The 24,680-nt window shown below is 45.9% G+C and carries 31 protein-coding genes and 2 tRNA genes; 20 read left to right on the forward strand and 13 right to left on the reverse strand.

The genetic code is table 11. The features are described from left to right. Positions 1-41: 41 nt before the first annotated feature. Entirely contained in the window at positions 42-1,400 is a 1,359-nt protein-coding gene (locus LPQ35_RS08800) for a PAS domain S-box protein (protein WP_193808401.1), read from the reverse strand. Positions 1,401-1,578: 178 nt separating this feature from the next. Between LPQ35_RS08800 and LPQ35_RS08805 the strand changes: the two genes are divergently transcribed. Then, positions 1,579-1,926, forward strand: coding sequence for a response regulator (locus LPQ35_RS08805; RefSeq protein ID WP_193808438.1), 348 nt, complete (start codon positions 1,579-1,581; stop codon positions 1,924-1,926). A gap of 51 nt (positions 1,927-1,977) precedes the next feature. On the opposite strand, the gene LPQ35_RS08810 is transcribed toward LPQ35_RS08805, so the two are convergent. The 6 genes from LPQ35_RS08810 to LPQ35_RS08835 are packed head-to-tail and all read right to left on the reverse strand — an operon-like array spanning position 1,978 to position 7,619. After that, complete coding sequence (locus tag LPQ35_RS08810; RefSeq protein ID WP_193808402.1) at positions 1,978-2,730, reverse strand: DUF7289 family protein; 753 nt, start codon at positions 2,728-2,730, stop codon at positions 1,978-1,980. After that, entirely contained in the window at positions 2,727-3,431 is a 705-nt protein-coding gene (locus LPQ35_RS08815) for a DUF7289 family protein (RefSeq protein ID WP_193808403.1), read from the reverse strand. The genes LPQ35_RS08810 and LPQ35_RS08815 overlap by 4 nt, the downstream gene beginning before the upstream one ends. After that, a complete protein-coding gene (locus LPQ35_RS08820) occupies positions 3,428-5,827 on the reverse strand; it encodes a PKD domain-containing protein (RefSeq protein WP_193808404.1) in 2,400 nt (799 codons plus the stop codon). Before LPQ35_RS08820 ends, LPQ35_RS08815 begins: the two co-directional genes overlap by 4 nt. Beyond that, a complete protein-coding gene (locus LPQ35_RS08825) occupies positions 5,796-6,209 on the reverse strand; it encodes a hypothetical protein (RefSeq protein WP_193808405.1) in 414 nt (137 codons plus the stop codon). Before LPQ35_RS08825 ends, LPQ35_RS08820 begins: the two co-directional genes overlap by 32 nt. Before the next feature lie 2 nt (positions 6,210-6,211). Beyond that, the gene (locus LPQ35_RS08830) at positions 6,212-6,709 is read right to left on the reverse strand and encodes a DUF7288 family protein (RefSeq protein WP_193808406.1); all 498 of its coding nucleotides are present in this window, start codon (positions 6,707-6,709) and stop codon (positions 6,212-6,214) included. A gap of 7 nt (positions 6,710-6,716) precedes the next feature. Beyond that, entirely contained in the window at positions 6,717-7,619 is a 903-nt protein-coding gene (locus LPQ35_RS08835) for a hypothetical protein (RefSeq protein WP_193808407.1), read from the reverse strand. A gap of 202 nt (positions 7,620-7,821) precedes the next feature. Here LPQ35_RS08835 and LPQ35_RS08840 point away from each other — a divergent pair. Further along, positions 7,822-7,905, forward strand: a tRNA-Leu gene (locus LPQ35_RS08840). 253 nt (positions 7,906-8,158) lie between these two features. Then, a complete protein-coding gene (locus LPQ35_RS08845) occupies positions 8,159-8,410 on the forward strand; it encodes a type II toxin-antitoxin system HicB family antitoxin (RefSeq protein WP_193808408.1) in 252 nt (83 codons plus the stop codon). A 267-nt stretch (positions 8,411-8,677) separates the two neighbouring features. On the opposite strand, the gene LPQ35_RS08850 is transcribed toward LPQ35_RS08845, so the two are convergent. The 4 genes from LPQ35_RS08850 to LPQ35_RS08865 form a co-directional block, all read right to left on the reverse strand. After that, positions 8,678-8,752: transfer RNA gene (locus LPQ35_RS08850), tRNA-Ile, on the reverse strand. Between the two features lie 151 nt (positions 8,753-8,903). Further along, positions 8,904-9,668, reverse strand: coding sequence for a TIM barrel protein (locus LPQ35_RS08855; RefSeq protein WP_203219036.1), 765 nt, complete (start codon positions 9,666-9,668; stop codon positions 8,904-8,906). Positions 9,669-9,672: 4 nt separating this feature from the next. After that, positions 9,673-10,545, reverse strand: coding sequence for an acetylglutamate kinase (gene argB, locus LPQ35_RS08860; RefSeq protein WP_193808409.1), 873 nt, complete (start codon positions 10,543-10,545; stop codon positions 9,673-9,675). Positions 10,546-10,584: 39 nt separating this feature from the next. Beyond that, positions 10,585-11,241, reverse strand: a complete 657-nt coding sequence (locus LPQ35_RS08865) for an amino acid racemase (protein ID WP_193808410.1) — start codon at positions 11,239-11,241, stop codon at positions 10,585-10,587. A gap of 71 nt (positions 11,242-11,312) precedes the next feature. Between LPQ35_RS08865 and LPQ35_RS08870 the strand changes: the two genes are divergently transcribed. The 11 genes from LPQ35_RS08870 (at position 11,313) to LPQ35_RS08920 (ending at position 19,586) form a co-directional block, all read left to right on the forward strand. Next, positions 11,313-11,852, forward strand: coding sequence for a molybdopterin-dependent oxidoreductase (locus LPQ35_RS08870; protein ID WP_346297622.1), 540 nt, complete (start codon positions 11,313-11,315; stop codon positions 11,850-11,852). Next, positions 11,785-12,696 (forward strand): EamA family transporter, encoded by a 912-nt coding sequence (locus LPQ35_RS08875; protein ID WP_193808411.1) that lies wholly within the window; start codon positions 11,785-11,787, stop codon positions 12,694-12,696. The genes LPQ35_RS08870 and LPQ35_RS08875 overlap by 68 nt, the downstream gene beginning before the upstream one ends. Before the next feature lie 24 nt (positions 12,697-12,720). Further along, positions 12,721-13,785 carry a DNA primase catalytic subunit PriS gene (gene priS / locus LPQ35_RS08880; protein ID WP_346297623.1) on the forward strand — a complete coding sequence of 355 codons (1,065 nt, stop codon included), beginning with the start codon at positions 12,721-12,723 and terminating at the stop codon, positions 13,783-13,785. Between the two features lie 2 nt (positions 13,786-13,787). Further along, on the forward strand, positions 13,788-14,342 hold the full coding sequence (locus LPQ35_RS08885; RefSeq protein WP_193808413.1) for a hypothetical protein: 555 nt from the start codon (positions 13,788-13,790) through the stop codon (positions 14,340-14,342). Next, a complete protein-coding gene (locus LPQ35_RS08890) occupies positions 14,339-14,617 on the forward strand; it encodes a 50S ribosomal protein L44e (protein ID WP_193808414.1) in 279 nt (92 codons plus the stop codon). The genes LPQ35_RS08885 and LPQ35_RS08890 overlap by 4 nt, the downstream gene beginning before the upstream one ends. 6 nt (positions 14,618-14,623) lie before the next feature. After that, positions 14,624-14,788 (forward strand): 30S ribosomal protein S27e, encoded by a 165-nt coding sequence (locus tag LPQ35_RS08895; protein ID WP_048090934.1) that lies wholly within the window; start codon positions 14,624-14,626, stop codon positions 14,786-14,788. Further along, positions 14,781-15,425, forward strand: a complete 645-nt coding sequence (locus LPQ35_RS08900) for an N-glycosylase/DNA lyase (RefSeq protein ID WP_193808415.1) — start codon at positions 14,781-14,783, stop codon at positions 15,423-15,425. The genes LPQ35_RS08895 and LPQ35_RS08900 overlap by 8 nt, the downstream gene beginning before the upstream one ends. Before the next feature lie 58 nt (positions 15,426-15,483). Further along, positions 15,484-16,980: a hydantoinase/oxoprolinase family protein gene (locus LPQ35_RS08905; protein ID WP_193808416.1), complete on the forward strand. Its 1,497-nt coding sequence runs from the start codon at positions 15,484-15,486 to the stop codon at positions 16,978-16,980. Next, the gene (locus tag LPQ35_RS08910) at positions 16,977-18,062 is read left to right on the forward strand and encodes a histone deacetylase (RefSeq protein WP_193808417.1); all 1,086 of its coding nucleotides are present in this window, start codon (positions 16,977-16,979) and stop codon (positions 18,060-18,062) included. Before LPQ35_RS08905 ends, LPQ35_RS08910 begins: the two co-directional genes overlap by 4 nt. Positions 18,063-18,180: 118 nt before the next feature. Beyond that, positions 18,181-19,245 carry a 4Fe-4S binding protein gene (locus LPQ35_RS08915; RefSeq protein WP_193808418.1) on the forward strand — a complete coding sequence of 355 codons (1,065 nt, stop codon included), beginning with the start codon at positions 18,181-18,183 and terminating at the stop codon, positions 19,243-19,245. Between the two features lie 74 nt (positions 19,246-19,319). Continuing rightward, a complete protein-coding gene (locus LPQ35_RS08920; protein ID WP_193808419.1) occupies positions 19,320-19,586 on the forward strand; it encodes a MoaD family protein in 267 nt (88 codons plus the stop codon). Here the strand turns inward: LPQ35_RS08920 and LPQ35_RS08925 are convergent. Continuing rightward, a complete protein-coding gene (locus LPQ35_RS08925) occupies positions 19,583-20,347 on the reverse strand; it encodes an ATP/GTP-binding protein (RefSeq protein WP_193808420.1) in 765 nt (254 codons plus the stop codon). The two genes, LPQ35_RS08920 and LPQ35_RS08925, sit on opposite strands and share 4 nt — an antisense overlap. 128 nt (positions 20,348-20,475) lie before the next feature. Between LPQ35_RS08925 and LPQ35_RS08930 the strand changes: the two genes are divergently transcribed. Genes LPQ35_RS08930 through LPQ35_RS08955 form a run of 6 tightly spaced genes read left to right on the forward strand, consistent with a single transcriptional unit; the run spans position 20,476 to position 23,676 of the window. After that, positions 20,476-20,868 (forward strand): DsrE/DsrF/DrsH-like family protein, encoded by a 393-nt coding sequence (locus LPQ35_RS08930; RefSeq protein ID WP_193808421.1) that lies wholly within the window; start codon positions 20,476-20,478, stop codon positions 20,866-20,868. Between the two features lie 21 nt (positions 20,869-20,889). Continuing rightward, on the forward strand, positions 20,890-21,126 hold the full coding sequence (locus LPQ35_RS08935; RefSeq protein ID WP_193808422.1) for a sulfurtransferase TusA family protein: 237 nt from the start codon (positions 20,890-20,892) through the stop codon (positions 21,124-21,126). A gap of 27 nt (positions 21,127-21,153) precedes the next feature. Beyond that, positions 21,154-22,293 (forward strand): FAD-dependent oxidoreductase, encoded by a 1,140-nt coding sequence (locus LPQ35_RS08940; RefSeq protein WP_193808423.1) that lies wholly within the window; start codon positions 21,154-21,156, stop codon positions 22,291-22,293. A 10-nt stretch (positions 22,294-22,303) separates the two neighbouring features. Next, entirely contained in the window at positions 22,304-22,714 is a 411-nt protein-coding gene (locus tag LPQ35_RS08945) for a DUF1641 domain-containing protein (RefSeq protein ID WP_193808424.1), read from the forward strand. Positions 22,715-22,750: 36 nt separating this feature from the next. Further along, the gene (locus tag LPQ35_RS08950) at positions 22,751-23,182 is read left to right on the forward strand and encodes a hypothetical protein (protein ID WP_193808425.1); all 432 of its coding nucleotides are present in this window, start codon (positions 22,751-22,753) and stop codon (positions 23,180-23,182) included. Then, entirely contained in the window at positions 23,149-23,676 is a 528-nt protein-coding gene (locus LPQ35_RS08955; protein ID WP_193808426.1) for a PUA domain-containing protein, read from the forward strand. Before LPQ35_RS08950 ends, LPQ35_RS08955 begins: the two co-directional genes overlap by 34 nt. Here LPQ35_RS08955 and LPQ35_RS08960 read toward each other — a convergent pair. Further along, positions 23,673-24,665, reverse strand: a complete 993-nt coding sequence (locus LPQ35_RS08960; protein ID WP_193808427.1) for an L-threonylcarbamoyladenylate synthase — start codon at positions 24,663-24,665, stop codon at positions 23,673-23,675. The two genes, LPQ35_RS08955 and LPQ35_RS08960, sit on opposite strands and share 4 nt — an antisense overlap. Positions 24,666-24,680 lie beyond the last annotated feature (15 nt).

The following is a 24,680-nucleotide window of genomic DNA, read 5'->3' on the forward strand; positions in this document are numbered from 1 at the left end:
TATAAATACTTTATTGCGATAAATTAAATTTAATAAATCTATCAGTATCTCTTCAGTCTGACTTCGAAAATGGCGCCACTTGGGGTATTGTCGTACACCTTTATCTCTCCTCCCAGAAGTTCAACAACCTTTTTTGCAATAAACAACCCTATTCCTGTCCCTCCAACCGTCGAAAAACCTTCCTCGAAGATTTTGTCTTTTATCTCATCTGGTATGCCTTTTCCGTTGTCTATTATTCTGAAAACGCCATATCTCCCGTTAACGAAAGTTTCGATCGTTATTTTAATATCATCGCTGTTACTGTGCATAACTGCGTTTCTCAGCAGATTGTCTATCACCGATTTTATTGATTCATTTGCCTTTACAAAAACATTTGTAAGTGAATACTGAATATCTGCAAGGTCTTCATAGCCCTTGGTTATTTCTCTTATATAGTCTGAGATGTTTATGGTGTAAGTTTCACCGATTGCCTCTTCTATGGCTTTCGACTCTTTTATAAGTGATTCAATTCTATCGAGCTTTTTCAGAGCACTCTCTTTGAGTTTTTCTTCACCGAGTTCAAATGCCGCCCTGATAACTGTAATATCGTTTAGGATGTCATGTCTGAGGATTTTATTTACAAGCGCCAGATACTCGTTCTTCTTTTTAAGCATTTCCGTGAGCCTGTGAAGGTCTGTGGTATCGACGAGAATGCTTGCAACGGCGGGTTTCCCGCGATAATTTATTCTTGAGGGCCTCCCGGTCACCCAGTATACGTTTCCGTCTTTTGTGAGAATTCTCCAGGAATATGTTTCAACACCCCTTTTGCCCTCAAGTCGCTCCCTATATCTTCTTTCGACCATCTCTCTGTCTTCAGGATGGACAAGTTCGAGAGGGTGTATTTTGGAAAGTTCTTCTCGAGTGTATCCTGTTAAGTTCAATAGGCTTTGATTAACGTAAGCAACTTTATCATCTTGGAGTATGTATGCGGGATTTGGGGAATCGTCAACCAGAACCCGAAATAGTTCATTATTTTCTTTAAGCCTATTTTCAAGATGTTTTTTCCGTGTTATGTCTATCCAGTTCCCTAAAGCCAGTATTTCATCGTCACATTCTATCGGGAGAACGTAGCCCCACACCCATCTGACCTTTCCGTCTTTTCTGATGTATCTGCACTCATAGTTAGTTGCTTCACCATTGAATACTTTGAGAACTTCGCTTTTAATTAAGCTTAAATCATCCGGGTGTACGAGGTCATATAGTGATTTTTTCATCAACTCTTCTTTTGTGAATTTAGTGGCCCTCTCCACTATTTCATTGACATATATTAGTTTGAAGTCAGTGTCATGAATGTATATTCCAGCTAGCGATTTATTTACTATTGTTTTCCAGAACTTTTCGTCGAATTTATCACAGTCCATCTGTAATTATTTATTTACTTGGTAAATATAAAATTAACGTCGGACGATAAAATGGCGCTTCAGTCACTCGGCTGTCTATACAGGTGGCCATGTTAGTTGACAAAGCCAAAAATTGGTTCACAAAAATTAGACCGCAATAAATTTATAAAGCGTATCCAATAAGAGAACGGGGGTGGATATGAAAATCCTGATTGTCGATGATGACATGACCGTTCGGGAACTCCTCAGGGTAATTCTGAAGGATTACACAACATTTGAGGCAGATGATGGTGAGAAAGCCGTCAGGATGTATCAGGAGCTGAAACCAGACATCGTGCTGATGGATCTATTCATGCCAAAAATGGACGGTATAGAGGCAACCAGGAAAATTCTTGAGATTGATCCTGAGGCAGTTGTCATCGGTGTAACTGCTTTTCATTCCAACAAGGGAGATGAATTGATGAAAGCTGGAGCCAAGGAGATAATTTCAAAGCCCTTCACGAGAAAGTGGATTGTGGAAGCGATTTCCAGGTATGCAAAGGTGTAGTGTCTGCCCTTAAATTTTTGACACGCTCTTCTTGTGATAATTTCTGACGTGTCACTGGATTCCTGCGCTGATGCTGTACTTTGCAAGAACAAGTCTGTCGAAGTACATTGTAATGTTAAGTGTGCTGCCCGAGAGATTTGTCTGCAGGACCGTGTTGTTTGTGTATCCCCTCAGGTCATCGAAGTAACTCTTCCATGCGTCGGCATAGCTTGAGTTTATGCTCATATATAGGTATCCGCTCTGGTTGAAGAGGTTTATTTCAGCGGAATTCAGTTCAAACATCAGTGTTACCGATCCTTCACCTCCTGTAGACCCATTCCCTCTGATTGATGTAATTGCCACGAAAACGATTGTTTCGTTATTCACGTTCTTTTTGTAGATGAATATTCTGGGATTTGACATTATTGTGGTTTTGTTGAATGACTTTACCCACACACCACCGTTTTCAAAGGCCATTATGTAGTTCGGGTAGCGGTATTCCACACCTCCAAGTATGTCTGTTGATTCAAAAGCCGTTGAATTATTTATGATGACTCTGGTATTCAGGTTTGCATCTGATGACACCTGCAATGTGCCACCGCTCAGTACGATTCTAACCTCTTTTTTGGTGCTTTTTCCATATACAACGCTTTCGACTGCATCCTGTATTTTTCTGAATCCCTGGAGCATGCTCTCGAATCTCACATCTTCTTTGGCGTCATTTACCATTGAATTTACGTGGATGTAAATCGTCGTGATAGCTGAGATGGCTATTCCGAATATTATGATGTATCCCACAATTTCAGAAACACCTTTGCTGTTCATGTGAACCTCACATCCACAACGTATTTTGTCAACACCAGCCTGTTGAATGGTATGGTTATCTCAATCTCGTCACCATCCACGCTCACGTTACCCAGATTTGACAGGAACCTAGTCCAGGCGTTGACGTATTTTGTCTTCAATTCCATTGTTAGATTTCCGGATTCGTTGAAAACATGTGTCTCTGTTGTGTTGAATTTCAGAACTACGTTTATGATTCCTCCGCCCAGACCACCACCTGCTGATCCCGTGCCGACTATCTTGTACAACGCCACGCTCAGGTTGCCGTTTTCCAGATACATCTTTGGATGCGAGACGATAGCGTCTCCAAGGACTCCACCGTTCTCTATTGCCATTGAAAAACCGGTGCTGGAATACTCTATGGATTTGAGGTCATCGCTCATCTGGAACACCACTCCGCTCGAGTTCCTGACCGTGATTGTTATGCGTGTCCCGTCGGTTATTGACAGGGATCCACCAGAGAGTGCGAATTTTGTGCTTGTAACGGGAAAGACATCTGCTGATACCTTGGATATCTGTTCGTTCAGATATACAAGCTGAGAAACAGCGTTTCTCTCCCTGATGACCTTCTGATGGGTGTCAATTACGGGCATTCCGTACAGGAGCAGGATGGAGATTGTTATGACCATCATAGCAATAATCAGTATTGCATCCAGGACATCCGAAACGCCATCATCCCTCATTTTAACACAACCTTTTCCGGACTTATTCTCGTTACGTTCAGGTCTGGGGCAGGCAGTTTGATAGTCGTAGTATTCATTCCTGTAAACGGCCACGGTAGATACGTCACGTTTGATAGACCAAAAACGTTCGTCTTTATCAGCCCTTCCTTGGCAGGCACAACCTCAAAGCTCGCAGTCCAGGTCTCATTTATTCTTATGCTCGTCAGGTTCCACTGAATTACTGTCTGGTTGCCCCAAGTGCTGATGTTGGCGCCAGGTGGAGGCTGAGAAAGGGTAACATTGGACGTGAGCACGTCTGTGATGGTTATGTTCGTAGCAGCCTTCTCCTTAAGCTCCTTTGCAATCTGTTCGTATATGTTCTCAAGCTCTTCTGACGTTGCTGCAAAGAAGTAGTAGTCAGGAGATGTGGCTATCTGCTGTAGGAGTGTTGCGTTGGCATCGCTGCCGAATCCAATTGTGTAAATCAGTATGGATTCGTTGCTCACAAGTGTCTGCTTGGTTATTTCTGCTTCGTTCAGGGCTTCCTGAATTGCAAGGGTTTCAGAAGCCACACCGTCGGACGTTATGGTGGGGTTACCGTCTGAGAGTATAATCATGACGGGTATATTTCCGGGGGTGGTGTTTGCAACAAGTTCCTCTCTTGCGGCCTTTATGCCTAAAGCCATAGGAGTCCCTCCGTAAGCCCTTAAACTGTCAATACTGGAGTTTGCAGCGTATGTATCATTTGTTAGGCTTTGGATAACTTCTCCTTTCGGATAATATGGACTATATGCAGAGGTCGTATTGAAATAGGCAACGCCTACTTGGTCACTACTCTTTATGAGTCCATTGAACGTTTTTGCCGCAATTTTAACTGCGTCAATCTTGGCGATGTATGAATCAATCTGGAAATCTTGGGATCCGTATGGGAAATCGGCCACAACGTAGATAGTATATTGTCCTGGCTGGGCGCTCGAATCCTCATAATATTCGTCATAGGATGACCAGTAGGGACCAACCAAAGACCCATCTGGCTCTCTTATCCATGTGTGGAGTTCTTTGCTCCCGTTAATCGGCGTAACTTTGATTTTCAGGTCATCAACCTCATCGGGTACATTTATGCTGAATGTTTTCGGATTTGCAGCCAGTACAAAGTTATATGAGGCAATGAGATACCAGCTCCCCCTACTTCTTTTCCAGACCTCTACCGTTACAGTATCGCTGTCTTTTGGATAGTCTGCAACAACGCTGATGGTCCAGTTACCCTCAACCGGATTGTTCACTTTGTACTTTTCTACGTAACTAGATATATATTGGGCTCTGGCAAAGTCTCCGTCTGGAGATTTAACCCAGAGGTCCACATCCTCGCTGTTAGAATGGGCATGTATTTCGAGTCTGTCAAATGAGCTGTCTACATACACGCTGCCTTCCCATTTTGAAGGCGAAACATTCCCGTTCATAGATATGTATGGCGTATAACCAATGTATCTGTTCCAGTAAGGGAAATAATCTGGATCCATACTTCCCGAAACGTCAATAACATGCATCACGCTCACGTTTCTCGCCTGCTCTATAATTCCACCACCCCGGAGGTAAATCACGATTTGAACGGGGTTGCCGGGTTCGGTGATTTCGGGAATGATGTATTTGGTGGCAAAGAGGAATGGATTGGGTGTCTGGTTAAGGACTTTAATTGTGATATTGCTAGTATCTGAGTATCCATAACTATCCCATACCGTAAGGGTTGCCGTATATGTGCCTCCGGCAGAATACGAGTACTCAACTAAGGACTGAGACGGATTGTTCGGATCATACTTCGCTTCGTAACTGCTCCCGTCACCAAAATCCCACCTGAACCACAGATCGCCCTCTCCGGTGGAGAGAGTCATATCAAAGGTAACGTTGCTGCCAACTTCCACAGTTGTTGGATACGCCAGCGCGACCGCTGTGGGCATCAGGTGGGTGTATTTGGAATATTCAATTTCGTGAACTGGTGTTATGCTGAAGGTTGATCCTACCGGTATGACCTTTAATGCTAAGTTATTTATCGGCACGTATTGTGTCTTTCCCGCCCTCTCTGATGAGATTTTGAGGACATATTCTCCTCCCACCTGTGTGAACTCGGCTTTGAAATCATAATCTCCCACGGTGTATGGCATGAATACTTTTGCCTTTATGTAACCGTTTTCTGGGGCGATCAGGGAAATGTCCGTGAGTTTCACGGCAATCTGGTTTCCAACGTCTTGGAACTGATTGTCCATTGCTGTGGAAATGGGTGCCTTTCCAAGAAGGTCGTTGAATTGTAGTGCTATGAATGAGAAAAATATCATGAGAATTATCGATAGGATGAGGTATTCAACTAGGAATGACACTCCTTTTTCCGGGTTACGTGAGTCGGATCGTGATCGTATCCTCATATTCTACCTCCGTGTTGCTGAAAATAATTTTAACCGTGAATGATGTGATAGATTCGCTCCCTCCTGAAAAGCCTTTCTTGATATCGTATACATCGATGCTTGCGTAGGCTCCGTGCAGGGCATACAGGGCGGTTATCTGTCTGTCAAGCTCATTGGCTCGCTGAAGGAAGGAAGAAGGATCGTTCGCATATTCTGTCAGCTCTTCCACTGCAATTTTTTTAAGGAGCCTGATATCGTTTTTGGGGAAATTCAGCTGGCTTATTGACGACTCTGTCCCTGCCAGCAAATTCTGTGAATAGACGAAGGAAAGGCCTACCAGCAGTATGGAGATCAGTAACCCCATGGTTATTATCAGCTGACCTCTCTCGTTCATTTCTCTCATGATCACACCCTCCAAAGGGTTAGTCTAACCTCGAACAGCACTGGGGTGTTACTGTCTGTCCCCTCCACATCGGTTGAATTGAACTTGAAGGGCGAGTCGTCGACAAACTCTCCATTTTTTATGACGACGTAGGTTGAAGCTGTTACGGTGGTTGAGGTGGGAATCTTATTCGTTATGTTGTATACCTGGATTTTACCGGTGGTGTGATTCAGATAGTATACTTGGAGATGAAAGTCGATATAGTCCGGCAGGAGTTTTTTAAGGCTGTTGATGAGATCATCCGCCCTGTATGTGTTGTTGATGTGCTTTAGAGCATACTGGAGCGTGTCTTTTGTGCCGGATTCGTTGTTGAGGACCATAAGGGCATCATCTCCATACTGTTTAATCTGGACGAAAACGACCTCATCTGATATGGGTGAAATTATCATCGTACTCTGGAAGAGGAAATAGGCCACACTAAGGATGAGAACTGCCGCTATTATGCTCTCCAGTGTCATCATCTGTCCTTTACCACACCGCAACAACGAGCTTGGCAACTATCCTCCCTCCTATGTATTCACCAGCGTTGGTCGAGATCACATACCCCCTCACATTGTGCACCTGCACATCCACATTGACAGTCCCGCTGTACTGGTTTATCTCGCCTGTCAGGTCAAACGTGTCTATCGTTTCGTTTCCCGTAACGTCTATAACTCTCACTCTATTTATGTCGACTCTCATCCAGGGCTCGGTGGCAGACTGATTGTCGTTCCTACCGGTGATGACGATTACGAACGAACCAACAGGAGTATCAACGTTAAATTCGTAATTGACCGTGTTTGGCGTGTCAACCTTGCTGGAGATGTTAGACACGCTTGTGGTATTCTCAAAGGCTATTATTCTCTCGTATTTTGCCACATTCTTCCAGTCAGGTATAGGGTCGCCAATCAAGAGCATCGGCTGACCGCCGTACGTGGAATACCTGAGGTTGGATGAATTGCTCGACAGAAGTTGAAGGGATATGTTAAATCCAAATACTCTGTCTGGAGTTTCCAGCCCCAGAGCTTTTCTGATTCCGTCCTTCCCAGCCGAAAGATAAAGGTTCTTCAGTGCATCTATCTTCTCCGGGTTGAGCACATTTACCTGAGATCCCATCAATCCCGGCCTGACCTCTACGTTCTGCTGAGTGTAGTACTTTTCCCAGTCGGTTCCGTTGACACTTCCGTTGCTCCAGTATCCGGGATCCTCAACAAGCAGGGCGGAAATCCTGTAAGTCAGCGGGTAGAGATAGATCTCGCTTCTCTCAGAGGCGAAGATTGCCGGGATGTACTGGATGATGAATATAAAACTCAGGAGAAAAATTGTCAGACCTATGAGAATATCGAGACTGAGCTTGCCCTCGTCATTTCTCATTTTTCCACTGCTTTTCATTCATAGTTTATATTCCAGCGAACAATTTTAGTTTTTTGGTTCGTTACAGATTCCTGCAATTTCCCATGGCACCCGGGTTGAGACAACATACTGAATTCGTTGAACCATAAATTTCATAAACCATACCCGGTGAGATAATGCAGACGGAAAGGAGTGAGCCCCTCTGAGGCCTCACTGTCGCATTTCCTTCATCTCCGCCTGCGCGGGGGTTGCCGAGTCAGGAAAAGGCGCGGGATTGAGGGTCCCGTCCCGTAGGGGTCCGAGGGTTCAAATCCCTCCCCCCGCATCCGATTTTTCAAACGAAAATTATCTGAAGTTCTGCGAAATGATTGAGCTGAAATCCATTACGGATGATGAAAAACGCCGGTATAAGAAAGCTGTTTCTGATTTTATTAAATTCACCGATAATAATTTTGAGAATAGCTCGATTGTTATTTATCTAAACTAAATCAAACAATCAGTCCATCCCAATGTGACTTTTGCTTTTTTGTAGGTAGTCAGTGAAGGCTTTTTAAACTTTCAAGAACATACATTCGGTTATGAGACTCTATGCAGTTCTCTGGAAAGAGGGGAATCTGTTTTTCATCAAGGAGTTTTTCACCGGAGTAACTACGCAGGGAGAAACAATGGACAAAGCGGTTGAAAATATGCGGGAGGCTGCGAGGATGTATCTCGAAAAGATGCCCGAAGTTCTGGAGGAGATAGAGGAGAGGGATGTCATTGGCGTAATAAATGTCGAAATCGATACGTTATTTGATGAAAACCTGTTTGAATCTGAAAATTCGATATGATCTCGGTTTTTAGACAGGCTCCTGCGAGCCTTTGCTTTTCTCTGTTTACACTCTGTTTTTGAAATGCTCTGCAATTTGATGGAGTTCAATGCAGGCAAAAATTTGAAATATGATTCTGAAATGGGAACATTATTCTCAAAAATTGCTTCTAATCGGTTTTCCGCATGCTTCACTGGCCAGTGTACTTCGTCAAAAAGATGCTTAACAATTCTTGAAGTGGAGTCCCATGAAATCAGGGTTTCATCCTTGCTGGCAAAATCAGAAATATGGGCCCGCGGGGGTTTGAACCCCGGACCTTGCGCTTATCAGGCGCACGCTCTAACCAGGCTGAGCCACGGGCCCTTTTCTGGCAGGATATGCCAGTTCTGCGTGCATGCATGTGCGCCTTTAGCGCTATGATGCATGGTTGGCTTGTGTTTATAAAAGTGTTGGTAGCTCCACCTTATCGGGCTTGCTGTTCTGGTGGGGGCGTATTAAGTGCGGGCAGTGCTCATCACATCCAGAAACCATGAGCATAGATAAACTCCTTTGACTCGAGAATCGCATCTTCGTCTCTGAGCTCGAGGGTCAGATAGTTTCTGTAATTTTTTGGTATTATCGAGAAATCTATGCTCCCTGCGCCGAGTTTCAGATGTTCGTCAAAATCGCCCCTGTTATCGTGGAGGTGAACGTTTATGACTCTGTCGAAATTCTCCCTGAAGAGATCATGTCCCTCTTTTACCGCATAATGTCCGATGTCAAATGTTAGCCAGACATCAGTTTCGTTGATTATTCTCTCCAGACCCTTCTTTATTCCTCCTGAAATGCCTATCGTGTTCTCTATTGCGATGATCTCATTTTCTCTGACGAATGGCAGGAATTCTTCTGTAAGGACCTTCTCATTGTGCCTGTCGAACCACTCCTCCCGGAAAATAAACCCCCTCGATGTGATGAAACCGGGATTCCATCCGATATGGACTGTAACTACTTTCGCTTCGCTTTTTTCCGCAAAATACAGCGTTTTTCTAAGCTCTTCGTAACTGGCCTGCCTGGCAACATCGCTTATTGCGAGAAAGTTGGTGGTAATGGCGGGAGCGTGTATCAGCACGTCTATCTCGTAGCTCATGGAAAGCTCTGAAACCTGCTGAGGGTGAATGGCAGAATAGTGGTAGTGGGGGTGATCCATCAAAAGCTCCACATGGTTGAAACCGTTTTCTGCTGCAAACTCAAACGCCTGCTCTAAGCAGTGTTCAACATCGGGCTGAAAACCAAGAATCATGCTATCACCGGTGTACCATGGTTCCTATTCCCTCCTTTGTAAACAGCTCAAGAAGAATTGAGTGTTCAATTGAGCCGTTTATTATGTGCACCTTCTCCACACCATTTTTCAGGGCATTCAGTGCAGCTTCTGCTTTGGGTATCATGCCTCCCGAGAGCATACCTGCTTTCAGAAGATTTTCAAGCTCTTCTGCGCTCATTTTCGATATGAGTGAACTTTCATCATTAACATCCCTGTAAATCCCGTTGACGTCGGTGAGCATGATCATTTTCTTGGCTCTGAGCGCTCCGGCAACGTCTCCCGCCACAATGTCTGCATTCATGTTGTATATGTTACCGTTTAGATCTGCAGCAACCGGCGATATGACCGGAATGTATCCGTTATCTATCAGAATTTCCAGGATTCTGGGATTTACGTACTCAGTTTCGCCAACGTAGCCGAGATCGACCTCGACCTCACTCTCACCGATTCTTTTCTTCACCTTCTTTTTTCTTGCTATGACGAGCAGACCGTCCTTACCTGAGATTCCAACGGCCTTCGCACCGTTCTTTATGAAATATGAGATGATCTTTGAATTTATCTTTCCATCGAGAACCATCTCTACTATTTCTATCGTATCCTCGTCTGTTATCCTCAACCCGTCGATGAATTTTGGCTTTATACCGAACTTCTCCATTTTCTCGCTTATCTCTGGCCCCCCTCCATGCACGACCACGGGCTTAATGCCTACGAAATAAAGCAGCATTATATCTCTCACTGTCTGTTCGAGCATCTCATCGCTGACCATTGCATGACCGCCTATCTTGATTACCATCGTCTGACCGTGGAATTCCTTGATGTACGGGAGGGCTTCAAGAAGGGTGCTCACTTTTTCCATGGTTCTGGATACCTGCGATTTAATAAAAAGATTGTTGATTTACTCGATGGCCTTTCTCAGTATCAGTCTGACATGCTCTCTGGCAGAATCTATTACGTTCATTTTCACGTCCCCCTCGCTGATGGCGATCGGCAGTTCAGTACATCCGAGAATTACTGCATCAGCATCATATTTATTGATAATTTCCACAAGTCTGTTTTTTCTCTGCAAGTTTCCAAAAACGAGATCTTCGAAGATTATTGAATTGATCTCTTCAACCTCTTCAGGAATTGTGACCTCAAATCCGGATTTTTCAAGTTCTTTTCTGTAGAATCCCTCTTTCATGGTCGTCCTTGTTCCTGTGAGCAGGAGCCTCTCTGCTCCAATCTCTCTTGCCCTCTCCGCCACCGCATCGATTATGCTGACGAAGTCGGATTCTGCAATCTTTTCAAGCTCGGGAAGGACTTTGTGCGGTGTGTTGGATGCGATTGCGAGCAGCTCTGCTCCTGCCCTTTCAAGTGATTTTACTGCACTGCTGAGAATCTTTAACCTCGTCTCCCAGTCAGAATTCAGAAATTCGGAGAAATTGATGCTGTATATCACCATTTCCGGATACACGTTGCTTTCAAAGTTCTCTCTCGAAAGCCGGATGAACTCCTGGTAGTAGTACAGAGTGGATTCAGGACTAAGTCCACCAATAATTCCGATTCTTTTCATGAGCTTGGATTTTTCGCCACACTAAATATATTTTGGGATAAGGTTAAATGCAAAAATGTCCTATCCTGTGCATGCTCCCACCCGGACAGTTTGAGGAGGAAAAGCTCAGAGTGCTCAATATCTCGTCAATTCCCGAGATTGATGCTGACGATTACACGCTCAAAATCGGTGGGTGTGTGAGTAATGAACTCGAATTCTCCTACGGGGATTTGCTGGAAATGAGACAGGTTGAGGCAGAAGTTTCCGCACACTGCGTTGAGGGATGGAGTGTTACGGGGCTGGAATGGGAAGGAGTTCCGGCTGAAGAGATAATTTCCCTGTCTCGCCCTGCTGAAGCGAAATTCGTTCTTTTGAAATGTCTTGACGGATACACTACCTGTGTCCCTTTAAACTATTTCCAGCACGGAATTTTTGCCCTCAGGCTTAACGGGCAAACAATTCCTCCCGAACACGGATATCCTGTCAGGGCAGTAATTCCAGACCTCTATTTCTGGAAGAGTGCAAAGTGGGTGGAGGAAGTGGAGTTTCTCGAGGAATATGTGGATGGGTACTGGGAAAGCAGGGGTTATCACAGCGTGGGTGATGCATGGCTTGAGCAGAGAAGGAAGTGACAGGACAAAGTGGATAGTTCTCACTTTCACGATAATTTTCTGGGGTCTCGCATTCACGGCAATCAAACATGCCGTTCAGGTCCTCAGTCCTTTCGAGCTTGCGTTTCTGAGGTTTCTCGTTGCCGATTTTCTTTTCATACTGACCGTGTTTTTTAAGGGATACCGGATCAGGAGAAAAGATATTCCCACGGTTTTCGTTCTCGGCTTTTTTGGAGTTACGGTTTATCACGTCTGTCTGAATGCAGGAGAGATGTACATTCCTTCGGGAATCGCCAGCCTCATCATCTCCACAGCTCCGGTATTCGTTCTTGTTCTCTCTGCCGTGTTTTTGAAGGAAGGGATCACCTACAGAAAGGTTGCAGGCATAGCGATTGCACTGGTTGGTGTTTATGTTCTCTCGAGACCTGACAGTGCCGGTCATCTGATCGGAGTTCTTCTTGTACTTATCTCCACCATCTCAGCTGCAATATATACTGTTCTCGGCAAATCCACCCTGAAAAGGTATTCTTCAGGAGTTTTGACGTCTTACGTAATGCTCTTCGGCTCTGTGCCACTCTCCATCTATGCACCATCGTCATTTGAGAAGCTTCTGGAGCTTGATGCGATCACCATTCTTTCGGTGGTTTTTCTGGGCGTATTCTCAACATACCTCGCCTATCAGGGATGGTATTATGTCCTGAAAAGGGAGGAAGCGTCGAGAGCATCGGTCTTTCTCAATGCAATTCCTGTGGTTTCCATAGTGGCGGGCAGTCTTCTCTTATCGGAGCCGATAACGCTATCGACTCTCGCCGGAGGTGCGATGATACTCGCCGGAATCCTCATTGTGCTGAGGGCAAAAAGTTAAATCCAATTGCCATACATGCCGTCTGTGGATACAATAACCAAATCCTACCTGAAACAAAAATTTTCGGAGTATTATTCCAGAAATGGGGTTTACACCCCTGGGAGATTTGAGACAAGAGAATGGGCCTTTGTGAACGTCGATTCCATTCCGGAATTTATCATGCACAGGCACATCGCATTTCAAAACGAAATTGAACTCAGGGGTTACCTTATGAAGAACACACCGCTCCATGCATATTTCTCATCTGCATACTATGAAAAACCGGATGCAGAAAAAATGGACGATAAGGGATGGAAGGGGGCAGACCTCATATTTGACATTGATGCTGACCACCTGCCCAGGGGTGGCCTTGAAGAGGCGAAAAAGCAGATTGTAAGGCTTTATGACCTGCTGGAATCCGATTTCGGGATTGAGGATATGATGCTTGTGTTCTCGGGGGGAAGGGGATACCACATACACGTCCATGATGAGGAATTTCTCGCTCTCGGCTCCGCTGAGAGGAGAGAGATAGTGGATTATGTATCTCTAAATGGGGTTTCGTACGATAATCTCATGCTTCAGTCAACCCAGTATTCGAGGATATCCGGCTGTATGGCAAAAATTCTCGAGAACGCAATAAAGAGGGATCTGCTTACTGAGATTTTCAGGATAAAGAAGAAAACTGCCGATAATCTGAAGGATATTTTTGCCAGAAACAGGGAGAAAATATACTCCGGAGATTTCAGAACATTGCCCAGAACAGTCAGGAAATCGATGGAGATCGTTTTTGAAAAGTGTGTGGATGCAATAAGGGTCCACGTGGACCCACCTGTTACCGCTGACGTTAAGAGGTTGATCAGGCTCCCCGGGTCGCTTCACGGAAAAACGTCGTTGAGAGTTACACCTCTCGACAGAGACGGCATCGAGGAGTTTGAACCCTTCAGGGATGCTGTCGTGTTTGGAGATGAGCAGGTTAGAGTCAGAGTGCTCAGCAATGTAAAGTTTAAATTGAAAGGCGAGGAATTCAGACTCAGGGCGGGCAAACATGAGCTGCCGGAATACGCAGCAGTATTCCTGATATGTAGGAACAGGGCACTTTACGGGTGGTGATCATGAATATTGATGATCTGCTGATACTGATTGAGAAGAGCAGAGAAAAGATTGAAAAAATTGAGGAAGACCTTTATTTCAGAATTAAGGAGCGAATTGACGAGCTTAATCAGCTCAGAAAAGAAGCGGATGACGATGAGTTTACGAAAATCGATGAAGAACTGAGAACACTCAAGAGAATTCAGAAAAGGATTTTCGAGATGAGAACCTTCAAGATAATCAAACTTGCCTGGGCGGACATCTGTGAGACTGAAAGCGGGATCGAGGGCAGAGAGAACCTGATTGAAGTTGAGAGAGAGTTTTACAGAAAGCTGAGAGACCTTCTGACCGACTTCCGGAAATCGGTTATTGAAGGTCAGCCCGTTCACGAGTCGGCAGAAGAATTGCCTGATTCTGAGAGGGTTCTGGTAAGAGTAAGGCAGGATGTGCCTGAATTCGAGGGTGTTGATGGAAAAACATATAAATTGAGAAGGGAGGATGTGGTATTGATTCCCTCCCTTAATGCTAACGCGTTAATCAAAAGCGGAGTTGCTGAAAAAATAGAGGTGAAAAGATGAAGTATCCGAAAAAGGTCAAGACATATTGCAAATACTGCAACAAGCATACTGTTCATGAAGTGGAAAGGGTAAGCAAGGGTAGGCAGAGTTCGCTCAGATGGATTAACAGGCAAAAGAAAAGGAGAGGCAAGGTTGGTAACCTCGGAAAGTTCAGCAAGGTTCCTGGTGGAGACAAGCCCACAAAGAAGGTGAACATCAGATGGAGATGCACCGAGTGCGGTAAGGCAGAACATCGCCCCACCTGGAGAGCCAAGAGGTTTGAACTTGTGGGGTGATGCGGCATGAACAGGTTCCTGAAGGTGAAGTGTCCGGACTGTGAGAATGAGCAGGTTGTGTTTGAGAGGGCCTCCACATACGTGAAGTGTCTCGTTTGCGGGAGAACTCTCCTTGAGCCGACCGGAGGAAAGGCGAGGCTGAAGGCAGAGGTGCTTCAGGCATTTGTCTGAACCTGTTCTTTCTTTAATTTCTTCCATTGAAAAGGTTGAAAATCAGGCCGGACGCATCATTTCGGAGAGAGTTGAGCAGTTTCTCGATCTTAACCGAAAGGGTAATGAAGAGTGGTTTTCCGAGCTATGTTTTTGCATTCTCACGGCCAACAGCTCTGCTGAGCTTGGCATTAAAATTCAGAACGAAATTGGGGATGGTTTTCTTCATCTGTCTGAAAGCGAACTTGTGAAAGAGCTGAAAAGGCTGGGACACAGGTTCTGGAGGACGAGAGCTGGATTCATTGTCCGGGCGAGAAAATTTTCCAGGATCAGGGACATCGTGGTCGATAGCATCGAGAGCGGTGGTGTGAGTGAGGCAAGGGAGTGGCTGGTGAAAAACATCAAGGGTATTGGCTATAAAGAGGCCAGCCATTTTCTCAGAAACGTCGGTTATTTTGACCTTGCGATACTTGACAGACACATTCTTGCTGTGATGCACAAATACGGCATACTGAATGAGATCTCCAAAACCCTCACGAGAAAAAGATACCTTGAAATCGAACAGAAGTTCGTTGAGATTGCCGATCTGGCCGGAATGAAGCCGGGAATTCTTGATCTCTATGTGTGGTATATGAGAACAGGTAAGGTGCTTAAATAACGTATATAAAAACTCAAATTCAGCAACTTTAAATAATGGGAATTTGATTCAGAGATGGATGATAGTGGGTATAGATGTCGGGGGGACAAATACCGATGTAGCGTTTCTCTCAGAAAATCAGGTTAAAACCTTCAAATTTCCAAACGAGTATGGTGTTGAAAACATTCTGAACAGGATTTCCAGAGAGGTGGACATTAAGCGTTCAAGATTGATAATAAGCACGTCCGTCCCTCTCAATGCCCTCACGAGTGAATTCGACAGGATAAAGGTTCTGTCTCTTGTTTTTCCCGGCCCCGGACTGGATTACAGCCGTTATGGCATCGTTATGAGGGGTTACGTCAATCACAGGGGCATTTATGTTGAGGAGATTAACGAAGAGGAGATTGTAAAGGCTCTGGAAGGGGAGGAATATGATGCACTGGCAATCTCCTCAAAGTTTTCGATAAGAAATCCGGTTATAGAACACAAGGTTTCGGAGGTGGCCAGTAACTTCATAGATGGGGATAGGATTGCCCTGAGTCACCACGTTGGCCTGATAAACTTTCCCCTGAGGATAAATACCACAATTCTGAATGCAAAAATTGCTGAAAAGGTTAAAAAACTCACGGAGAGTGTTAAGGAGATCAAAGAGGAATTTTTCTATTACAAGGGAGATGGCGGAATAATACCCTGGCAGATAGCCCTGAGAAATCCTCTGGAACTTTACAACTCGAGTCCGGCAGCAGTTGCCTACGGAGCGTATTTTCTGACTGGAATTAAGGATGCCCTCGTCATTGATATTGGGGGAACGACCACTGATCTCGTACTTTTGAAGGATGGGTCTCCGGAAGTTGAGGAAAAGGTGGAAATCAATGGTATGAGGACTCATGTGAGGTGTGTGAGGAGTTTTTCACTTCCCTATGGGGGAGATAGCCTCTACAGCGGTTCTTTGATGCCATACAGAGATGGTAAATCTGTGGCTTTTGGAGGGGACGCTCCAACGCTCACCGACCTGCTCAATGCACTGGGGGCAGAGATTGGAAGTTTTCAGAGGTCGAGGGAAAAGGTTGGGAGGGCCGATGCAGAAAGGGAGGTTGAGAGGTATGTGAATTCCGTAGCTGAGGTCGTCAGGAATTACCGGGTTAAGACGATAATTGGAACGGGATACCTCGCCCAGCACCTTGTTCCCAGAATTGCCGAGGCAGCGGGGAGGAGATACACAATACCCGAGCATTACGGCTCGGCAAATGCTGTGGGTGTTGCGGTATCAAGAATAAGTCTCACGCTCTATGCCAGGTTCGATACCGAGAGGAGGCTTGCGATATTCAACGGAGAGGTTGATCAGGAGCAGTTTGAGAGCATATCTGGGCATCCGGATGATGATGAGCTTGTGGAACTTGCAATTGAGCGGGCCAAAGAACTGGCTCTGAAATACGGAGCAAATGAAAGGGACCTCGCGGACATAGATGTTATGTATTTCAACTCCTTCAATATTGTCAAAGGGGGCATAAAAAGGGGTAAGATTGTGGATATAATTGTTCAGATAAAGCCGGGATTGTGTTGTGATGTGGTATGAGGACTGGAATCGTTTATCATCCTAAATATCTGGAGCATGAGCAGTCTCCGACTCACCCTGAGAGAAGGGAGAGGCTCGCATACACTCTGGATCAGCTCATGGAGGAGGGGATTTTTGACCTCGAAAATATCGTCCTTCTCGAGCCTTTTGAAGCTGAGATTCAGGATGTGCTGGAAGTTCATACAAGAGAGTACGTTGATTTTCTGATTAAGACAAGTGAAACAGGTGGTTTCATCGATCTGGACACCAATGTACCTGTCGGTCTTGTTGATGTGGCATTGCTTGCAGCTGGAGGTGCGATAAGGGCTGCACAGGCTGTAATCGAGTCTGAGGTTGACAACGCATTTGCAATGATTCGCCCGCCAGGCCATCACGCAAAACCCCACACCGGTGCCGGCTTCTGTTACCTCAACAACATGGCCATTATGGTCAGGTGGATTCAGAAAAAGGGCTTCCGGAAGGTGGCGATAATTGACTGGGATGCTCATCATGGGGACGGAACACAGGAGATATTTTATGACGATGATTCAGTTCTCTTCATCTCCACTCACCAGATGCCGCTGTATCCGGGGACAGGGTATCCGTACGAAACTGGAAAGGGTCGCGGTGAGGGCTACACGATTAATGTGCCTCTCCCTCCAGGCACGTCTGATGAGGGCTATTTCTACGTTTTTGAGAAGGTTATTGAGCCTGTCATTCAGGAATTTGAGCCTGACTTCATTGCGGTATCTGCAGGACAGGACAATCACTTCACCGACCCGATAACGGGCCTCGCACTGACTGCAAAAGGTTATGCCGAGATAATGAAGAGGGCCGTAAATCTTGCCAGCGAGCTTTGCGAGGGGAGGATTGTTACCGTTCTGGAAGGTGGATACAGTGTTGAGCATGCCCTTCCGTACACGAATCTTGGAATAATCGCTGCCATGGCTGGGATGGACATCTCCAACATTCGGGAGCCAGAAAACTACCTTTCTGAGCTCAGGTGGAGAAAGAAGTACTATGCCACCGACAGGGTTGTGGAGAATGTCGAGGAGGTCAGGAGGATTCATTCAAAATACTGGGAGTGCTTCGGGGATGATTAATCGTTTTTTTAATTTCCCTAAATCACTATTAATTGTTTATTAATTCATTTGTATTTATTTGTTTGCAACTTTGTGCAATACCGCAAATATTAAATACAAAAATCTGTTCGCAAAAAACATGACAGTTTCCTTTGAGCCAGAATACTGCACGGGATGTGGGTTATGTGAAGTGACGTGCCCGAAATCGGCAATAAACGTCATCAAAACCGTTTCAGGTTATCATGCTGATATTGAGGGTTGCATTGACTGTGGTGTTTGCACAGTTTACTGCCAGTACGGTGCGCTGACTCTTGATACCTCACCTTTCAGCCAGATTCTTGACAAGATAAAATACTCCAAGACAGAAGTTAATTTTGAAAACTGTGTCTTTTGTGGGAAATGTGCCGAAAACTGCCCCAGAGATGCAATTGACGTTGAAAAACGGCTCGAGAAGGACAGGGTCAGGCTCGGTTATGTTCGCATTGGAGAGGGGTGCATTCAGTGCAGGAACTGTGTGATGTTCTGCCCCACCGATGCCGTCAGGATAGTCAGGGGCAGGCCTGAGATTGACGAGAGCAAGTGCATTTACTGCCAGATCTGCCAGGGTGTCTGTCCCAAGGATGTCATCGAAATACACTGCGATTCATGCAAGATAAAATTCGAATATGCCGTCTCCGGAAACGTGGATGTTGATATTGGCTGCTCACTTTGCGGAACGTGTGAAATGGTCTGTGAGTTTGATGCCATTCATGTTAACAGAATATTCGCAGGAGAGCAGAGCTTTGATGGGAACAAATGCCTTGGGGATGAATGCACGATTTGCATAAACATCTGTCCGAACAACGCAATATCGTATGAATACGGGGATGGCAAAATTGTTGCGTTCGGTGACTCATGCAATTTCTGCGGTAAATGTGAAAAGTACTGTCCGGGGAATGCGATAGGGATCGAGAGGTTCGTCTCCGAAAGGTATGAGGAAATCCATCTCCCGGGGAAGATAAGTGGTTATCACGAGATCCACCCGATCATAGAAGTCAGCAGCAAGTGCATAGGATGCCATTTCTGTGAATCCGTCTGTAAAATTGCAAAAGAAATCAATCTGTCCGAGGTCAGGGGCGAAGTCGAACCGGAGAACTGCACAGCATGCGGGCTGTGTGAGAGTGTTTGCCCGATGGATGCCATAGTTGTCAGGGAGAAGCTGTAATTCTTTGTATTTTCTTATTTTTCTTGCCCGAGGAAGTGATAAAGTCTAAATAAATGAATGACCAATCTTGCGGCATGGTTGTGATAGAATTATTCGCAACCCTCAGAGAAAGGTACGGTAAGAGGGTTGAGGTTGAGGCGGAGGATTTTGAGGATGCAATAAGGAAAGCTTCTGAGGTTTTTGGTAAGAGCTTTTACAGCGAGGTTTTTGAAGAGGCTGGCTCGGTCAGGGATGACAGAATAGTTCTCATAAATGGCAGAAACGTCAAGGACCTTGAAAAAATGCCTAAGCTGAAAAAAGAAGATAAGATAAGTATATTCCCTCCGATCGCCGGTGGTTAGTACCTTATGCTCTCGAGATCTTCTCCACTGAAATAAATTTCCTGAATGATGTCGTATATGTCGTCCATTCCGTAACCGCTAACTGAGGAAACCGGAATGAGGGGTCTGATAAGTCCGAGATCCTTCAGGACGTGGAACAAATCTCTTGAAAGGCTTTTTTCTTCCTGAATATCATCATAAAGCGATTCGGGGTCATCGCTCCAGCCCGTAATCTTTCTCAGCGTGTGTTCGGGCAGAAGGTCTGATTTGCTCAAAACGGGAATCTGTGGTATGTTCAGTCTCAGTACTGCTGAGGAATACAGGAAGACCATGGAGATGTACCCTGATGGCTGCTGTGAGATTACGGGATCTAAAAGGAACACTGAAACGGAATTATTCACACCGAAAGTCCTCAGGATTATTTCTCCACTGCTTCTCATTGTGAAAAGCTCCATCTGTCCCGGAGTATCCACAAGGACGTACTCTGCGCTGTAAAGGTCGAGGTCATCGACGATATCCTGAGCCCTTGTGGCAATGAGATCTGCTGAGATTATCTGAGCGCCGTTTGGCCCGACATTGTATTTTTCCATGATGTCCGATACGGTGAACCACTCTCTCACATCCACATCCGGCTCGTATGGGAGATAATCAGCACCGGGGTCGAGATTGACAATGGCGTGATCTATCTTTTTAAAGTCGAGGTAATCTGAAAAAGCCTTGGTGAAATATGATTTTCCGCTACCGGCAGTCCCTACGGCGAATACAAAAATTCTCTCTTCCATGCTCTGTTTACGGGCGGCGAACTTTAAAAAAGTATACCTTAACGATTAATAGTCTGTTTTGAATGGTATTTCAAAAACCGCTAATATTTATATCCGGAAAGCCCTAATTAAATTTTGAGGTGGTTAGAATGGGAAAACTGGCTTTAGTTCTGGCAAGTGGGGAGCTTGAAAAGCTCCAGGCGGCAAGTATAATTGCAAGTGTGGCCTCAACTCTGGGAAATGAGGTTGTGGTCTTTGCAACAATGGATGGGTTGCTCGCTTTCAGAAAGGATGTTGTGGAGAATAAGGCATGGAAGACTGCCGGAGACCTCGGTAAGGGCATGCTGGAAAGCAATGTTCCCTTATTCGTGGACACATTCAGGCAGGCAAAGGAGGTAGGTAACCTCAAGATGTATGCCTGCGGTATGATCATGGACATGCTCAAGATGAGCAAGGACGACTTTGTGGACATCTTTGATGACGTTGTTGGAGTTTCGGCTTTCCTTGGAATGATCGAGGGAGCACAGGTTCTGTTTATCTGAAGTCAGAAGGGGGTGGTTGAGATGGAGGTAAAGGCTGACAGGGTTGTGGACGCAAGGGGCAGCTACTGTCCGGGACCGCTCATGGAACTGATCAAGGCTATCAGAGAGGAAGACGTTGGCAGGATTATTGAGGTCTGGTCAAGTGATGAAAGCTCGGCTAAGGACATTCCGGAATGGGTTAAAAAGGCTGGACACGAACTTGTAGGGGTTTTTGAGGCGGACGGATACTGGAGAATTGTCGTGAAGAAAACCAGATAATTTTTTAATTTTTGGAGAGGTGGTTCAATGAAAAGGGTTGTCATTCTCGGTGGGGGTGTTGCAGGCACCCTCACGGCGAACTATCTTGTTCCGAAAATAAAAGAGAGGATTAAAAACGAAGAAGTTCAGATAACGCTCATCTCCGACAGGAATTTTCAGATTTACGAACCTGGTTTCCTCTATCTGATTTTCAACAGGCTTGGAGAAGGTGAGCTGAAGAGAAATCTTGGCGAACTGCTGGACCCCGCAGTTCAGCTTGTGATAGACAGGGCGACGAAAATAGATGCTGACAACAGCAGAGTTGTAACTGAAAACGGAAGCTACGATTACGACTATCTTGTCATTGCCACGGGCTCAAGAGTGGTTCCGGAGGAAATTCCTGGCCTTAAAGAGGGTGGCCACTGGTTCTACAATCTCGAAGGGGCCACGAGACTTAGAGAAGCGCTTGCGAAGTTTAACGGTGGAAAGATTGTTGTGAGCGTGATGGGCATCCCGCATAAATGCCCGGTTGCCCCCATGGAGGTTACGTTCATCCTGCACGACTTCCTGAGGAGGAGAAATCTGAGGGATAAGACAGAGCTTCTCTACACCTACCCGATAAACAAGATATTCACCATGGACCCGGTTGTGGAGCTTGTTCAGCCGATGTTCGATGAAAGGGGGATACAGTACAAGACGTTCTTCAACCCAATAGAGGTAGATGCCAAAAACAGAAAGGTTATCACGCTTGAGGGAGAAGAGGAGAGCTACGACCTGCTCATTGCCATCCCACCGCACAGGGGCGCCCAGGTCATAATCGATTCCGGGCTGGGAGACAAGGGTGGATGGGTGCCAACGGACAAGTACACCCTCCGGGTAGATGGATATGACAACATGTATGCCCTTGGAGATGCCACAAATCTGCCCGTGAGTAAAGCAGGGAGTGTTGCGCACTTTCAGGCAGAGGTTGTGGCTGAAAACCTCGCGGCGGAGATAGAGGGCATAGAGCCGACAGCGATGTTCAACGGAAAGGCGTTCTGCTTCATCGAGACCGGATGGGAAGAGGCAACCTACATCTGGTTCGATTACTTCACCCCGCCAAGGCCGGTTCTGCCGAGCAAGTTTGTCCACTTTGTCAAGATGGCGTACAACAAGGCTTACTGGCTAACTGCGAGAGGATTGCTGTGAGGTGGTGAAGATGGAGGATAAGACTCAGGAACTTGTTGAAAAACTTCTCGAAAACCAGGATACAATAGAGAAAATTCTTGAAAAGATCATACTTCTCGAGAAAACGGGAGCGCTCGACACTCTGGCAGACTTGGCAGCATTCGTCAAAGTTGCACAGGACACTCTCAGTGATGAAATCATCAAAAAGAACTCCGAGCTGATCACGAACCTTGGTCTTGTGTCTGCCAAGTTCACCAGCGACAACGCTCTGATGCTGATCGACGCAATTGGAGATGCGATCTGCAGGTGCGACAAGGAACCAGAGCCTGTTGGGCTGACCGGATTGCTGAAAGCCATGAACGACCCCGATGTGAAATTTGCCCTCGGATTTCTCATCAACATGGCCAAAGCCCTCGGCAGAGCCCTCAGAGAGAGGGCGTAAAATTTATTTACCAATTTTTTCAATAAAAAATTTCTGATGTATCTCTACCCTAAGGAAATTGTTGCGGACACGTATCTGTCCAGGCTTGGCGGCTTTAGTGAGGAATTTGCCCGGAACGAAATCGGGATAAATGAGAAGGCAATAGAGGTGAACACTTCTCTCATCCCGGATGAGACAAAAGTGAAGATCAGGTTTCTGGACGAGCGGGAAAAGCCATATTTCCTCAGACCAATGTTCACTGTTGTCTCAATTCCGACTGGCAGGAGAGCATGCGAATACTCCCGGGATGGGGAGGTTGTGCTCTCCGCAGAACATGCAGAGGTTCTCGGAAACAGGGTTGGCAAGTTCATGGTTCTGAATTCCGTTGAGAGTTTCAGAATCGATGGAGACTACTCATCTATGGAAAAAGCCGTTAAATCAATGCGTGAGTGGATATGGAAGTCAGAGAGCCTACGAAAAAGGAATTGAAGGTCATAAGAAACGCATTGAAATTTTTCAGGGCAACGGACCTTCTTGAAAGATACAAAATCTTCATCGTGGAATCTGGAAAAAGGGAGGTATATCTGTTCACGGAAGAGGTTTTTGAGCTTTTAATGAAAACAGACGCCGTTCATGCTGGCGTGAAGATTGGAGAAGTGGGTAGCCGAAGGTTTAGAATGACGCTGGAGGGTGCATTTTTCATCGCCAAAGACCGCAGAAGAGTGATTGTGACTGAAAGAGGAGAAATGCTCTTTCTTTACGGCAGGGACGTTTTTGCCGGCTCGGTTGTCGATGTTGATGAGGACGTCAGAGAAAATGACGTGGTGTTTGTGTGCAACAGATACGGTGATGTACTTGGCCTGGGCAGGTCGAAATATGATGCAGATGTGATTGGAGAGCTTCAGCAGGAAAGAGTGGTTGTGGAGAACCTTGTTGATAGAGGGGAATATCTGAGAAAGGAAAAGCTCTACGATGCCCACTAAACCCTGTAGACTCTGCCCGCTTTCGAAAGCCTGTTCATTATCGCAAGTCCCAGCCCTTTTTCCTCAACCCCCTCCACTATGATCACGTCGCAGACTCTGTCAAGCTCCCGGAGAGCATCGAAGAGCCTTTCGGCAAACTCTCTCAGGGTGCTGCCGAGATTGTATGTGGGAATGTCCTGGAACTCATCTGCCTTCATTGCAGCAATGCCCACTTTTCTTCCATCTCTGGAAAGCCTCTCTGCAAGCTCACGCATCTCCTCTCTTGCCGTATCTCCGACGAGGACTATCACATCTGCATCGGGAGAATAGTGCCTGTACTTCATGCCCGGACTTCTCGCGACATCGGATTTTCTTATAACCTTCACTTCGAAAAACTCCTCGAGCATTTCCCGTGTAATTGCTCCGGGTCTCAGGATTTCCAGTGGATATGTGGTCGTGTCCACGACAGTGGATTCAAGCCCGATCCGGGTTTTTCCGGCATCGATAATGCAGTCTATCTCATTCCCGAAATCTTCAATTACATGCTCTGCCCGAGTGGGGCTTGGCTTTCCGCTTTTGTTGGCTGAAGGGGCGGCTATTGGAACGCCGGAAAGCTCTATCAGTTTCAGGGCGACCTTGTGGGCAGGCATTCTGACGGCCACCGTGTTCAGACCGCCGGTGGTTTCCCTTGGCACAACCTCTTTTTTCTTCATCACCAGTGTAAGGGGCCCCGGGAAAAACTCTTCAACGAGCTTCTCCGCCACCCTGTTTGGTTCGGCTATTTCGTATATCTGCTCATGCTCATGAACGTGGACGATCAGGGGATTGTCGGATGGCCTGCCCTTTGCAGCGAAGATTTTTCTTACGGCCTTCCCTTCAAGTGCATTTGCTCCAAGTCCGTAAACTGTCTCGGTTGGGAAAGCAACCAGACTACCTGCTTTTATCAATTCCGCCGGATAAGATAGTTCTTCCTCACTGAATTTTTCGGATGATATTCTTATTATCCTCACTCTGAATACTTGCCA

It is taken from the genome of Geoglobus acetivorans (assembly GCF_039641995.1).
GTDB lineage: Archaea > Halobacteriota > Archaeoglobi > Archaeoglobales > Archaeoglobaceae > Geoglobus > Geoglobus acetivorans.